Origin of the sequence: Sphaerisporangium rufum, assembly GCF_016863395.1 — a bacterium.
In the GTDB taxonomy this organism is placed as follows: domain Bacteria; phylum Actinomycetota; class Actinomycetes; order Streptosporangiales; family Streptosporangiaceae; genus Sphaerisporangium; species Sphaerisporangium rufum.
In genome coordinates this window covers 12,386-25,245 of record NZ_BOOU01000029.1, presented here as the reverse complement: position 1 = coordinate 25,245, position 12,860 = coordinate 12,386, and the positions used below count along the sequence as shown (strand labels likewise).

The following is a 12,860-nucleotide window of genomic DNA, read 5'->3' as shown; positions in this document are numbered from 1 at the left end:
TGCCCATCAGTCTGCCATACCACGCAAAGAGCGAGTAACCCCAGGACACCCCTGAGGGGGCTCCCCCTATCGCAGGGGGCCGGCGCCGCCGGCGATCAGGCGGCCGACATGAGGCGGCGCGCCCGCCGGGCGTCCGGGCCGTAGCGCAGCCCGGGCGGGACGACCCGGACGCCCTGGTGCAGCGCCTTCAGCGTCAAGGTGGCCCACAGGCTCTCCACCGGCGTGGCCGGCAGCCGGTAAAGCCGGCGCGCCCAGCCGGGGAGGGTGGCCAGCGCCAGCGTGGTGCCGAGCGGGAACACCGGGCGCAGGGGGGCCAGCCGGGCGGGCAGCCGGGCACCGGCGGAGATCCGCAGGGGGTGTGCGGCCTCGGGGACGAGGTACAGCCCCGGGCGCTCGCCCTCGATGTAGTCGGCCATCTCGCCGACCGATCCGGGCACGTCCCGCGGGTTCAGGCCCACGAGTTCGGCGGCGCGCCGCCACTCGGCGACGAAGCGGTCGGCGTCGGCGCGGCTCAGCGGCACCCCGGCGCGGCGGGCCACCGTGAGATAGGAGTCGACCTCGCCGACGTGCACCCAGCGCAGCGCGTCGGGGTCGTCCAGCCGATAGCGCTCGCCGCGGTCGGGGTCGTAGGCGGTCAGCGAGGCGTGCATCCGGCGCACCCGGGCGCCGGCCAGTTCCGCCTCGGCCCGGGTGCCGTAGGTGCGCACCCGGACGAACTCGGTGGTGCGCAGGAAGCGCGGCCAGATCTGCTCGGGATCCATCAGGGTGGAGTTCTGCACGACACCGCGCATCGCCCGCGGATGCAGGCCCTGCATGAGCAGCGCGCGGAAGCCGCCGACGAGTTGCACGGGCTCGCCCATGACGCGCCAGGTCACCGACGTGGGGCCGAAAAGTCCATGATCCATGCATTCCCCCGGAGCAGCTGCGTAAGTAAAGCATTACCCCAGGCCCGGGCGCCTTACACCGGTCCATCACCACGGCGATCTCGTGGGATTGTGTGGGTTTACGTCATGGGCACGTCATGCTTGTGTCACGAAACCGTGACAAATGGACTGAAGTGTAATCGACACCTTTTCGTACCGCGTAACCGCAGGTCAATGGGCGGACGGACACGAAGTGATTTACATTGCACAACGAACAGCGAAATCGTGGACTCCAGGTGCCGCACACGTTGACCAACGGGTAATTAATTGCGAAGGTTCCCCCTAGTCACGGTTTACGGCGATCGATCTCTGGTGGCACCCGCACAATGACTCTCCCCTCACAGGCCATGCCCGAGGCCGGCACCGCCCCGGCCGCCGCCGGCGGCACGGGCGGCGGCGTGAGCGGCCCGGCGATGGCCGGGCGCTCACCCGCCCAGCTGATGTGGCGGCGCTTCCGTCGCGACCGCACCGGGGTGGCGTCCGCGATCGTCGTGGCGTTCTTCTTCCTGGTGGCGATCCTCGCGCCGGTGATCTCGGCGCTCTACGGCAAGGATCCGTACACCACCTACGGCCAGAGCGTCCCCGGCCTGCTCAACGAGTACGGCTACCCCATCGCCCCGAACGGCGGCATGAGCGGGGAGTTCTGGTTCGGCCTGGAGCCCGGTCTCGGCCGCGACGTGTTCATGCAACTCGTGTACGGCATCCGCACCTCGCTGTCCATCGCCGTCGTCGTCGCGGTCATCACGACGATCATCGGCGTGGTGATGGGCATCTGGTCGGGGTACGCGGGCGGCAAGACCGACTACGTCATCGGGCGCGTCATCGACGTGCTGCTGGCCTTCCCCTCCCAGCTCTTCCTGATCGTGATGCTCCCGGTGGTGGAGGCGGCGTTCGTCTCGCCGGAGGAGGAGACCCCCTTCTGGCTGCGGTACGTCTCCATCTGCGTGGTGCTCACCGTGCTCGGCTGGGCCACCATGTCGCGGATCCTGCGCGCGCAGGTGCTGTCGCTGCGCGAGCGCGAGTTCATCGAGGCGGCCCGGGTCACCGGCGCCTCACCGGCGCGCATCATCTTCAAGGAGCTGCTGCCCAACCTGTGGACGCCGATCATCATCCAGTCCACCCTGGCGCTGCCGCTGTACGTCGGCGCCGAGGCGGGCCTCGGCTTCCTCGGGGTCGGCATGACCGAGCCCACCCCCGACTGGGGGCGCATGTTCCTCGTCGGCTCCAACGTCTATCACCAGGACATCACCTATCTGGTCTTTCCGGGCGTGTCCATGGTGATCTTCGTCGTCGCCTTCAACCTGCTCGGAGACTCCCTGCGGGACGCCTTCGACCCCAAGACCCGGCGCTAGAGCCGTCACCCCGCTGACCTCCCGACGGGAACAGCACGAAACACCATCTGGAAGGGCGATATGAACACCTCTCGCAGGAGGGCCACGACCGCAGCGGTGCTGCTCACCGCCGGTGCCCTCACCCTGGCCGGCTGCGCCAAGGGCGGGGGCGGCGGTCCCGCGGCCTCCGGGGGCGGCACCGCCCCGGCCAAGCCCCTGGAGAACAAGGCGGTCAGCACCATCACCGTGGGCACCGCCGCGGACTCCACGGGCCCGGCGCCCGAGGTGGAGGGCGCCAAGAAGGGCGGCACGGTCAACATGATCGACCGCGACGACTTCTCGCACCTGGACCCGGGCCGCGTCTACCTGAACTACAACGCGACGGTGTCCAAGCTGTTCACCCGGACGCTGACCGACTACAAGAAGCAGCCCGACGGGAACCTGAAGCTGGTCGGCGACCTCGCCACCGACACCGGCAGCACCACCGACGGCGGCAAGACCTGGAAGTTCACCCTCAAGGACGGCCTGAAGTGGCAGGACGGCACGCCGATCACCTCGGCTGACATCAAGTACAGCGTGGAGCGGCTGTACGCGCCGTTCATCATCGAAGGACCGGTCTACCTGCAGCAGTGGCTGGTCGGCCAGCAGGACTACCGCAAGGTCTACGACGGCCCGTACAAGGACAAGCACCTGGACGCGGTGCAGACGCCGGACGACAAGACGGTGGTGTTCAACCTCAAAGAGGCGCACCCCGACCTCAACTTCGCCCTGGCGATGACCGGTTACGGCGTGGTGCCGAAGGCGCAGGACACCAAGGAGAAGTACGACAAGAAGCCGTTCTCCTCCGGCCCGTACCAGATCGAGAGCCACGTCACCGACAAGTCGCTGGACCTGGTGCGCAACCCGAACTGGGATCCCAACACCGACCCGATCCGGCACGCCTACCCCGACAAGTGGCACATGGAGTTCGGCGTGCAGTCGCAGAACTCCACCGAGCGGTTCCTGGCCGACTCCGGCCAGGACAAGACCGCGATGACCTTCCACAACGCGGTCGCCCCCGAGCGGGTGCAGGAGGTGTTGAACAACGCCGAGGTGATGAAGCGCTCGATCCAGGGCCTCACCCCGTTCACCACCTTCTACAACATCAACACCAAGCGGATCACCAACGTCAAGGTCCGCCAGGCGATCATCAAGGCGTGGCCGTCCAAGCAGATGCAGCAGATCCAGGGCGGCGAGATCAACACCGGCAAGATCGCCACCACGGTGCTGAGCCCGACGGTCGTCGGCTACCAGCCCTTCGACCTGTACGGCATGCTGGACAAGCCGACCGGTGACCCCGAGGGCGCCAAGGCACTGCTGAAGGAGGCCGGCGAGCCCAACCCGACGGTCGTCTACGCCTACAACCAGACGCCGACCCAGGAGAAGATCACGGTCGTCGTCAAGGACGCGCTTACCAAGGCGGGCTTCAAGGTGGTGGCCAAGCCGCTGAACCCGGCCACCTACTACGACGCCATCGGCGTGGTGGACAACAAGTACGACATCTACTGGGGCGGCTGGGCCGCGGACTGGCCGACCGGCTCCACCGCCATCGGCCCGCTGTTCGACGGCCGGCTGATCGCCGAGGGGGCGTCCAACTACAGCCACTTCAACAACCCCGAAGTGAACACGATGATCGACGAGGCGAACAAGATCACCGACGCGCAGCAGGCCGGCCAGGCCTGGGCCGCGATCGACAAGAAGATCATGGAGCAGGCGCCGATCGTGCCGGAGTTCTACCAGACCTACTTCGGCCTGTACGGCTCCGGTCTGGGCGGTGTCGAGTTCGACCCGATCTGGGGCGAGCAGTCGCCGCTGAACGTCTACGTCAAGTGACGCCCTCCCGTCGCCCGGGCTCCGGCCCGGGCGGCGGGCCGTCGGTCCCACCAGCAGAAGCAGCCCGAGGCCATGTTCCGCTTTCTCCTCCGCCGGATCGCCGGCGCCGCCCTGATCCTGCTGATCATCAGTGCCGTGACCTTCTTCCTCTTCTACGCGGTGCCCCGCGACCCGGCGCGGGCGTTCTGCGGGAAGATCTGCCCGCCGGCCAACCTCGCGCTGATCCGGCACAACCTGGGCATGGACGATCCGCTGTTCGTCCAGTACTGGCACTGGCTGGTCGGCATCTTCGCCGGGCGTGACCTGGTCCAGTTCGGCGCGTGCCCGGCCCCGTGCCTCGGCTACTCGTTCGCCACCCAGGAGACCGTCTTCTCCGCCATCCTGGACCGGCTGCCGGTCACCGTCTCGGTGACCCTGGGCGCCGCGGTGGTCATCCTGACCTTCGGCATCGGCACCGGCATGCTGGCCGCCTGGCAGCAGGGCAGGCCGGTGGACAAGGTCGCCAGCGCGTCCTCGGTCATCGGCGCCTCGCTGCAGATCTACTTCGTCGGGCCGATCCTGGTGTTCTTCATCGTGGACAGCATGGGCCTGCTCCCCCGGCCGGCCTACCGGGCCTTCACCGAAAACCCGCTGGACTGGTTCGTCCACCTGCTCATCCCGTGGGTGGTGCTCGCCATGATCTTCACGGCGAACTACACCCGGATGACCCGCTCGACGATGGTGGAGCAGCTGGCGGAGGACTACGTCCGCACCGCGCGGGCCAAGGGCATGTCCGGCCCCACGGTCTTCCTGCGGTTCGCCTGGCGCGGCGCGATGATCCCCATCGTCACCATCTTCGGGGTGGACCTGGCCACCCTGCTCGGCGGTGCGATCATCACCGAGCAGACGTTCACGCTGCACGGCATCGGCGAGCTGGCGGTGCGGGCGGTGCAGAACACCGACCTGCCGATGCTGCTCGGCGTCACCCTGATCGGGGCGTTCGCCATCGTCATGCTGAACATCGTGGTGGACGTGCTGTACGCCGTCATCGACCCGCGCGTCCGGCTGGCGTGACCGCCGTGCCCGCACCCGCCCGACCCGTGATCCGAAGGAGCAGCAAGTGACCACCGTGACCTGGGACCGCGAGCAGCCCGCATCACGCGGCCCCGGGCCGTTCCTTTCGGTCCGCGATCTCTCGGTGCGGTTCGCCACCGAGGACGGAGTCGTGCACGCCGTGGACCGGCTGTCCTTCGACCTGGAGAAGGGCACCACGCTCGGCATCGTCGGCGAGTCCGGCTCGGGCAAGTCGGTGTCCAACATGGCGATCCTCGGCCTGCACGACCCGGCGTACACGACGCTGGACGGCGAGATCTGGCTGGAGGACACCGAACTGCTCGGCGCGGGCCCGGGCACCCTGGAGCGGCTGCGCGGCGACCGGGTCGCGATGATCTTCCAGGACCCCCTGACCTCGCTGTCGCCCTATCACACGGTGGGTCGGCAGATCGCCGAGACATACCGTAAGCACCGCAAGGCGGGCAAGGCCGAGGCGCGGGCCCGGGCGATCGAGATGCTGGACCGGGTGGGCATTCCCCAGGCCCGGACCCGGGTGGACGACTACCCCCACCAGTTCTCCGGCGGCATGCGCCAGCGGGTGATGATCGCCATGGCGCTGGTCTGCGACCCCGACCTGCTCATCGCCGACGAGCCGACCACCGCGCTGGACGTCACGGTGCAGGCGCAGATCCTCGACCTGCTCGCCGACCTGCAGCAGCAGTTCGGCACCTCGATCATCCTCATCACCCACGACCTCGGCGTGGTCGCCCGGACCGCCCACCAGGTGCTGGTGATGTACGCCGGGCGGTCCATCGAGCAGGGCACCGTCCAGGAGGTGCTGCGCGAGCCGCGCCACCCCTACACCTGGGGGCTGCTCGGCTCGATGCCGAAGCTGCGCTCCAACGTGGACCTGCCGCTGCTGCCGGTGCGCGGCACCCCGCCGAGCCTGCTCGCGCCGCCGCCCGGCTGCCCCTTCCACCCCCGGTGCGACCACCCCGCGCTGGTCGGCTCGGATGTGTGCTTCACCGAGCGGCCGGAGCTGTCCCCCGCCGAAGGCCACCGCGACGCCTGCTATCTGACCCTGGCGCAGAAGCGGGAGATCTTCGACGGCCAGATCAAGGAACGACTGTGACCGAGACCCTGCTGGAGCTGTCCGGCCTGACCAAGCACTTCCCCGTCCTCGGCGGCCTGGTGTTCAAGCGCCAGGTGGCGCGGGTGCACGCGGTGGACGGCATCGACCTGACCGTCGGCGCGGGCGAGACGCTCGGCCTGGTGGGCGAGTCGGGCTGCGGCAAGTCGACCACCGGGCGGCTGGTCGCCCGGCTGCTGGAGCCGACGGCCGGCACGATCCGCTACCAGGGCCGGGACATCACGCACGCGAGCCGGCGGCAGCTGCGCCCGGTGCGCACCGACATCCAGATGATCTTCCAGGACCCGTACTCGTCGCTCAACCCGCGGCAGACCGTCGGAAAGATCATCGGTGGGCCGATGGAGCTGAACGGCATCGAGCCGTCCGGCGGCCTGCAGCGGCGGGTCCAGGAGCTGCTGGAGACGGTGGGGCTGAACCCCGAGCATTACAACCGGTTCCCGCACGAGTTCTCCGGCGGCCAGCGGCAGCGGATCGGCGTCGCCCGCGCGCTGGCGCTGTCCCCCAAGCTGATCGTGGCCGACGAGCCGGTGTCGGCTTTGGACGTGTCGATCCAGGCGCAGGTGGTCAACCTGCTGCAGCAACTGCAGCGCGACCTCGGCATCGCGTTCCTGTTCATCGCGCACGACCTGGCCGTGGTGCGGCACTTCTCCCAGCGGGTCGCGGTGATGTACCTGGGGAAGATCGTGGAGATCGGCGACCGGCAGGCCATCTACGAGCGGCCCCGCCACCCGTACACCCACGCGCTGCTGTCGGCGGTGCCCGAGGTGGAGCTGCCCACCGACGGCGAGCGCCGCGAGCGCATCCGGCTGGCCGGCGACGTCCCCTCGCCCATCGACCCGCCGTCCGGCTGCCGGTTCCGCACCCGCTGCTGGAAGGCGCAGGACAAGTGCGCCACCGAGGTGCCGCCGCTGGCCCGGATCGAGGGCAACACCGAGGGCCATCTGACCGCCTGCCACTTCCCCGAGGAGCCGACCGTCCACGGCCGGGACGTCGTCATCGACCCCGCCCTCGCCTGACCGGCACCCCCGCCGGCCGCCGCCCGCGGCCGGCGGTCAGACCCGCTCCAGATCGGCGAACGACGTCTCGAGCTTCATGCCCTCGGGCAGCTCGGTGACCAGCATCCCCCGGTGCACGGCGGCCAGCTGGTAGTTGCGCCCGCTCCAGTCCAGGCGGTACTCCTCGACCGACCCGATCCGGTCGCCGTCCATCGCGACGATCAGATAGACCGGGATGCCCTGGGCCGCGTACTCGGCGCGCTTGTCGTTGAAGTCCACCTCGTCGTCGGAGGAGGTGATCTCGACGGCGACCAGGACGTCACCGGACCACAGCCGCGCCCCCGGGTCCAGGCAGTGCAGCACGCTGATGTCCGGCCGCCGGAAGGTGAAACGCTTGCCCGCCTGCGTGACATGAGGGTTGCGGTGCCGGTAGCGCATGTCGGTGTCCTGCAGGACGTCGACGCACGGATGCGACGGCCGGGCGGCCAGCAGCGCGAAGGTCAGGTTGCGGGAGACCCGCTGATGTCCGGGCGTCGGTGACTCGCAGAACACCACCCGCCCGTCCACCACCTCGATCGTCTTGCAGATCTCCTCGGGCAGCGCCTCGTACTCCTCCTCGGTGATGAGCAGGCTGGACGGGTCGGTTGCCCAGACCGGCAGGGACATATTGGAGCTCCTTAGGCCGCGCTTCACCGAGGTCGATCCTAGTGGCCCAGGGGGCCGGCCCCGGTGTCACCGCCGCGCGGCGGGCGTCGCGCGATGTCCGGCGGACGGGGTCAGGTGCCGGTGGCGCGGGTGGCGAGGGCGCGCAGATCCTGGACGGCGCGGGCGGGGTCGGCCGAGCCGTAGACGGCGTTGCCGGCCACGAACACGTCCGCGCCGGCCTCGGCGCAGCGCTCGATGGTGTCGGCGGACACCCCGCCGTCCACCTGGAGCCACACCTCGCCGCCGTGCCGGGCGATCATCTCGCGGGCCGCGCGGACCTTGGGGAGCACGATGTCCAGGAACCTCTGCCCGCCGAAGCCGGGCTCGACGGTCATCAGCAGCAGCATGTCGATCTCGCCGAGCAGGTCCTCGTACGGCCGCACCGGGGTGGCCGGGTTGAGCGCCAGCCCGGCGCGGGCCCCGGCGGCGCGGATCTCGCGCAGGGTGCGCACCGGCGCCCGGGCGGCCTCGGCGTGGATGGTGACGCTGCCCGCGCCCGCCCCGGCGTAGTCCGGGGCCCAGCGGTCCGGGTCCTCGATCATCAGGTGGCAGTCCAGCGGCAGGCCGGTCGCCTTGGCCAGCGACGCCACCACCGGCAGCCCGATGGTGAGGTTCGGCACGAAGTGGTTGTCCATCACGTCGACGTGCAGCCAGTCGGCGGCGCCGTCCACCTGGGCGGCGACGTCGGCCAGGTGGGCGAAGTCGGCGGTGAGGATGCTGGGCGAGATCTGTACGGCCATGACGCCGCAGTCTAGGACGTCCGCCCGGCGGCCGCCGGGTCCGGTGCCGGCCGGGCGGGCCGGCCCGCCGTGCTCTCCCGCACCACCAGGCGGTGCGGGACGTGGATCTCGCGCGCCGCCGGGGCGGCGCCGGCCATCCGCTCGGCGAGCAGCTCGACGGCCCGCCGGGCCAGCTGCTCCTTGTCCGGCGCCACGGTGGTCAGCGTCGGGGTGGCGTACCGGCCGTCCTCGATGTCGTCGAAGCCGGCGACCGCTATGTCGCCGGGCACGTCGACGCCGCGCTCCAGCAGGGTGCGCAGCGCGCCGAGGGCGAGCAGGTCGTTGAAGCAGAAGACGGCGTCCGGCGGGTCGGCCCGGTCCAGCAGCCGGGCCATGGCGCGGGCGCCGTCGGCCCGGTGGTAGGCGGCGACCGGCGCGACCAGGCCGTCGTCGGCGGGCAGGCCGGCCGCGGCGAGCGCCTCGCGGTAGCCGGCCAGCCGCAGCCGGGCCGTCCCGGCGGCCGGGTGGTCCTGCGCGCCGATCGCGGCGACGCGGCGCCGGCCGAGCCGGGCCAGGTGCAGGGTGGCCTCGCGGGCGGCCTCGACGTTGCGCACCACGACGTGGTCGGCCGGGCCGTGGTGGATGCGCTCGCCGAGCAGCACCATGGGGGTGTCGTCGGTGCGCGCCGCGAGGTCCTCGCCGGTGAGGGCGAGCGGGCTGAAGATCAGGCCGTCGATGAGGTGGGCGCGGATGCCCTCGGCGACCAGCTGCTCGCGGGCGCGGTCGCCGCCGGTCTGGTCGACCAGCACGGTCAGCGACCGTTCCTCGGCGGCGGCCACCACCAGCCGGGCCAGCTCGGCGAAGTAGGGGATGTCCAGCTCGGGCACCGCCAGCGCGATGACGCCGGAGCGCCCCTGGCGCAGGTTGCGGGCCGACAGGTTGGGCCGGTAGTTCAGCTCCCTGATCGCCGCCTCGACCCGGGCCCGGGTGGCCGGGGTCACGTGCACGTAGCCGTTCACGACGTTCGACACGGTCTTCACCGATACGCCGGCCAGCGCGGCCACGTCCTTGAGCACCACCCGGCGCCGGTCCTCCGGCTCCAGATCCGGCCCGGTATCCGCCACGCCCGCCCACCCCCGTTAGTCACCTTGGACCCGGGAGAAGTGTACGGTCACCAGGTCTTTACAACGTTGTATACAACGATGTATATCTCGTAAACCACCAGAAACACCGAAGGGGGCCCGCCCGTGGAAGCCGCCAAGCTCACCATCGACCCGGCGTTCGAGGTCGGGCCGGTCGAGCGGCGCCTGTTCGGATCGTTCGTCGAGCACATGGGACGGTCGGTGTACACGGGCGTCTTCGAGCCCGGCCACCCGGCGGCCGGCCCCGGCGGGCTGCGCCGCGACGTCATCGAGCTGACCCGCGAGATGGGCGTCTCCGTCGTCCGCTACCCCGGCGGCAACTTCGTGTCCAACTACGACTGGGAGGACGGCGTCGGCCCGGCCGGCGAGCGCCCGACCCGGCTCGACCTGGCCTGGCGGCAGATCGAGACCAACGCCTTCGGCCTGGACGAGTTCATGACCTGGACCCGGCAGGTGGCCGCCGAGCCGATGCTCGCGGTCAACCTCGGCACCCGCGGCGTCCGCGAGGCCTGCGACCTGCTGGAGTACGCCAACCACCCGTCCGGGACCCGCTGGTCGGACCTGCGCGTCAAGCACGGCGCCCGCGAGCCGTACGGGGTGCGGCTGTGGTGCCTGGGCAACGAGATGGACGGGCCCTGGCAGATCGGCGGCAAGACCGCCTACGAGTACGGGCGGCTGGCCGCCGAGACCGCCAAGGCGATGCGCCGGGTGGACCCGCGCGTCGAGCTGGTGGCCTGCGGCAGCTCCAACAGCACCCTGCCGACCTTCGCCTCCTGGGAGGCCACGGTGCTGGAGCAGTGCTACGAGCACGTGGACTACATCTCCGCGCACAACTACTACGACCCGGCCCAGCCGGACCGGGCCAGCTACCTGGCCTCGGCCGCCGACATGGAGGCGCAGATCCACGCGCTGGTGGCGACCGCCGACCATGTCGCCGCCCGGCTGCGCAGCCCGCGCCGGCTGAAGATCTCCTTCGACGAGTGGAACGTCTGGTCGCAGAGCCTGTTCGGCGGCGAGCACAGCCTCGACTGGGCCGAGGCGCCGCGGATCATCGAGGAGGAATACGACGCGGCCGCCGCCGCGGTCGCCGGCAGCCTGCTGATCACGCTGCTCGCCAACACCGACCGGGTGGGCATCGCCTGCCAGGCCCAGCTCGCCAACGTCATCGCGCCGATCCGCACCGAGCCCGGCGGCCCGGCCTGGCGGCAGACGATCTTCCACCCGTTCGCGCTCACCGCCGCGCACGCGCGCGGGCGAGTGCTGCGCCTGGCGCTGTCGTCGCCGGTGTTCCCCACCGAGCGGTACGGCGAGGTCCCGGCGCTGGTCGCCACCGCGACGCACGACGACGACGCGGGTAGCCTGGCGGTCTTCGCGGTGAACCGCAGCGAGACGCCGCTGCCCGTACAGGCGGACCTGCGCGCCCTGACCGGCCTGGCCCGCGCCGAGCACCTCACGGTGGGCGGCGGCGACCCGGCCGCGCGCAACACGCGGGACGCGCCGGACCGGGTCGTGCCGCGCCCGGCGCCGGGCGCGGCGCTGTCCGGCGGGCGGCTGTCGGCGGTCCTGCCGCCGCTGTCGTTCAACGTCCTGCGACTTTCCCCGGCCTGACCCCGGGATGCATCACATCGTTCGGGGAAACAGGCAGCGAGGAAAAGGAAAGATCACATGGCAACCCGCAAACCCCTCCGGCTCGCCTCGGCGATCGCCGCCCTCGCCCTGGCCACCGCCTGCGCCGGACAGGGCGCGAGCGGCGGCGGCAACGGCGGCGGCGACACCGGTTCCGGCGGCGGCCCGGTCACGCTGAAGTTCTGGAACGGCTTCACCGGGCCGGACCGCAAGGCCGTCGAAGGCATCGTCGAGAAGTACAACTCGTCCCAGAACAAGGCGAAAATCGAGATGTCGATCATGCCGTGGGACGTGTTCTTCAACAAACTGCTGCCGAGCCTCGGCTCGGGCACCGGGCCGGACATCGCCGCGATGGACACCGTGCAGATCCCGCAGTACGCGGCCCGCAACGTCTTCCAGCCGCTGGACGACGTCTACGGCACCGGGAACCTGGACCCCAACGTGCTGGTGAAGTCGGCGGCGGACGCCACCACCTTCCAGGGCAAGAAGTACGGCGTCCCGATGAACTTCACCACGCTGAAGCTGTACTGGAACAAGGACATGTTCAAGAAGGCCGGCCTGGACCCCGAAAAGCCGCCGGCGGACTGGGACCAGCTCGCCCAGTACGCCAAGAAGCTGACCAAGGACACCAACGGCGACGGCAAGCCCGAGCAGTACGGCATCTCGCTGGCCGACCACGACACCATCGCGATGTGGCCGATCTTCCTGTGGCAGAACGGTGGCGGCGTGGTCTCCGACGACGGCAAGACCGCCACCCTGGACGACCCGGCGACGATCGAGGCCGCCAAGCGGTGGACCGGCCTGGTCACCAAGGACAAGATCTCCCCGATCGGGCAGAGCGGCGGGGACGCCGACAAGCTGTTCCAGAGCAAGAAGGCCGCCATGGAGATCGTCGGCCCCTGGATGACCACCGGCTTCAAGGACGCCGGCATCGACTTCGGCATCGCGATGCCCCCGGCCGGCCCGAAGGCCGAGGTCACCCTGGGCACCAGCGTGGCGTTCACCCTCAGCTCGCGGGCCACCGGCGCCAAGAAGGACGCCGCGGTGGACTTCATGTCCTTCTGGAACGCCAAGGAGCAGCAGGTCTACTGGTCGGTCAACTCCGGCTTCCCGCCCAACCGGACCGACATCACCGCCGAGGAGATCAAGGAGAACCCCTACTCGGCGGCGTTCGGCGAGAACGCCGACAAGACCCGCTTCTGGCTGAACGGCGTCCGCGACTACCAGAAGGTCAACGACGACATCTTCGTCCCGGCCATGCAGCGGGTGCTGAACGGCAAGGGCACCGTCGAGGAGGTGTTCGCCAAGGCGGACAAGGACGTGCAGGCCCTGCTGGACAGCGCCCAGTGACCGCGGAGAGCTGAC

Annotated in this window: 11 protein-coding genes; 7 read left to right on the top strand and 4 right to left on the bottom strand. The window is 70.4% G+C overall.

The features are described 5' to 3' along the window. Positions 1–95: 95 nt before the first annotated feature. A complete protein-coding gene (locus Sru01_RS08960; protein ID WP_203983432.1) occupies positions 96–905 on the bottom strand; it encodes an oxygenase MpaB family protein in 810 nt (269 codons plus the stop codon). A gap of 344 nt (positions 906–1,249) precedes the next feature. Between Sru01_RS08960 and Sru01_RS08955 the strand changes: the two genes are divergently transcribed. From Sru01_RS08955 to Sru01_RS08935, 5 genes are all read left to right on the top strand, one after another. Then, positions 1,250–2,275 carry an ABC transporter permease gene (locus Sru01_RS08955; protein WP_203983431.1) on the top strand — a complete coding sequence of 342 codons (1,026 nt, stop codon included), beginning with the start codon at positions 1,250–1,252 and terminating at the stop codon, positions 2,273–2,275. A 60-nt stretch (positions 2,276–2,335) separates the two neighbouring features. Then, the gene (locus Sru01_RS08950; protein ID WP_203983430.1) at positions 2,336–4,126 is read left to right on the top strand and encodes an ABC transporter substrate-binding protein; all 1,791 of its coding nucleotides are present in this window, start codon (positions 2,336–2,338) and stop codon (positions 4,124–4,126) included. Between the two features lie 72 nt (positions 4,127–4,198). Then, positions 4,199–5,179: an ABC transporter permease gene (locus Sru01_RS08945; protein WP_203983429.1), complete on the top strand. Its 981-nt coding sequence runs from the start codon at positions 4,199–4,201 to the stop codon at positions 5,177–5,179. Positions 5,180–5,225: 46 nt separating this feature from the next. Then, positions 5,226–6,290, top strand: coding sequence for an ABC transporter ATP-binding protein (locus Sru01_RS08940; RefSeq protein WP_203983428.1), 1,065 nt, complete (start codon positions 5,226–5,228; stop codon positions 6,288–6,290). After that, positions 6,287–7,324, top strand: coding sequence for an ABC transporter ATP-binding protein (locus Sru01_RS08935; RefSeq protein WP_203983427.1), 1,038 nt, complete (start codon positions 6,287–6,289; stop codon positions 7,322–7,324). The genes Sru01_RS08940 and Sru01_RS08935 overlap by 4 nt, the downstream gene beginning before the upstream one ends. A gap of 36 nt (positions 7,325–7,360) precedes the next feature. Here Sru01_RS08935 and Sru01_RS08930 read toward each other — a convergent pair whose 3' ends face one another. The 3 genes from Sru01_RS08930 to Sru01_RS08920 all read right to left on the bottom strand — a co-directional run bounded on the left by Sru01_RS08930 (position 7,361) and on the right by Sru01_RS08920 (position 9,851). Beyond that, positions 7,361–7,969 (bottom strand): Uma2 family endonuclease, encoded by a 609-nt coding sequence (locus Sru01_RS08930; RefSeq protein WP_203983426.1) that lies wholly within the window; start codon positions 7,967–7,969, stop codon positions 7,361–7,363. A gap of 110 nt (positions 7,970–8,079) precedes the next feature. Further along, entirely contained in the window at positions 8,080–8,748 is a 669-nt protein-coding gene (rpe, locus tag Sru01_RS08925; protein ID WP_203983425.1) for a ribulose-phosphate 3-epimerase, read from the bottom strand. An 11-nt stretch (positions 8,749–8,759) separates the two neighbouring features. Then, entirely contained in the window at positions 8,760–9,851 is a 1,092-nt protein-coding gene (locus tag Sru01_RS08920; protein ID WP_239137160.1) for a LacI family DNA-binding transcriptional regulator, read from the bottom strand. A gap of 123 nt (positions 9,852–9,974) precedes the next feature. On the opposite strand from Sru01_RS08920, the gene arfA reads away from it, so the two are divergent. Continuing rightward, entirely contained in the window at positions 9,975–11,477 is a 1,503-nt protein-coding gene (gene arfA / locus Sru01_RS08915) for an arabinosylfuranosidase ArfA (RefSeq protein ID WP_203983424.1), read from the top strand. A 57-nt stretch (positions 11,478–11,534) separates the two neighbouring features. Next, positions 11,535–12,845 (top strand): ABC transporter substrate-binding protein, encoded by a 1,311-nt coding sequence (locus Sru01_RS08910; protein WP_203983423.1) that lies wholly within the window; start codon positions 11,535–11,537, stop codon positions 12,843–12,845. Positions 12,846–12,860 lie beyond the last annotated feature (15 nt).

Excerpts from the sequence above, each read along its gene's own strand:
- Sru01_RS08960 (WP_203983432.1), bottom strand. The coding sequence starts at position 905 with ATGGATCATGGACTTTTCGGCCCCACGTCGGTGACCTGGCGCGTCATG.
- Sru01_RS08955 (WP_203983431.1), top strand. The coding sequence starts at position 1,250 with ATGACTCTCCCCTCACAGGCCATGCCCGAGGCCGGCACCGCCCCGGCC.
- Sru01_RS08950 (WP_203983430.1), top strand. The coding sequence starts at position 2,336 with ATGAACACCTCTCGCAGGAGGGCCACGACCGCAGCGGTGCTGCTCACC.
- Sru01_RS08945 (WP_203983429.1), top strand. The coding sequence starts at position 4,199 with ATGTTCCGCTTTCTCCTCCGCCGGATCGCCGGCGCCGCCCTGATCCTG.
- Sru01_RS08930 (WP_203983426.1), bottom strand. The coding sequence starts at position 7,969 with ATGTCCCTGCCGGTCTGGGCAACCGACCCGTCCAGCCTGCTCATCACC.
- rpe (WP_203983425.1), bottom strand. The coding sequence starts at position 8,748 with ATGGCCGTACAGATCTCGCCCAGCATCCTCACCGCCGACTTCGCCCAC.
- Sru01_RS08910 (WP_203983423.1), top strand. The coding sequence starts at position 11,535 with ATGGCAACCCGCAAACCCCTCCGGCTCGCCTCGGCGATCGCCGCCCTC.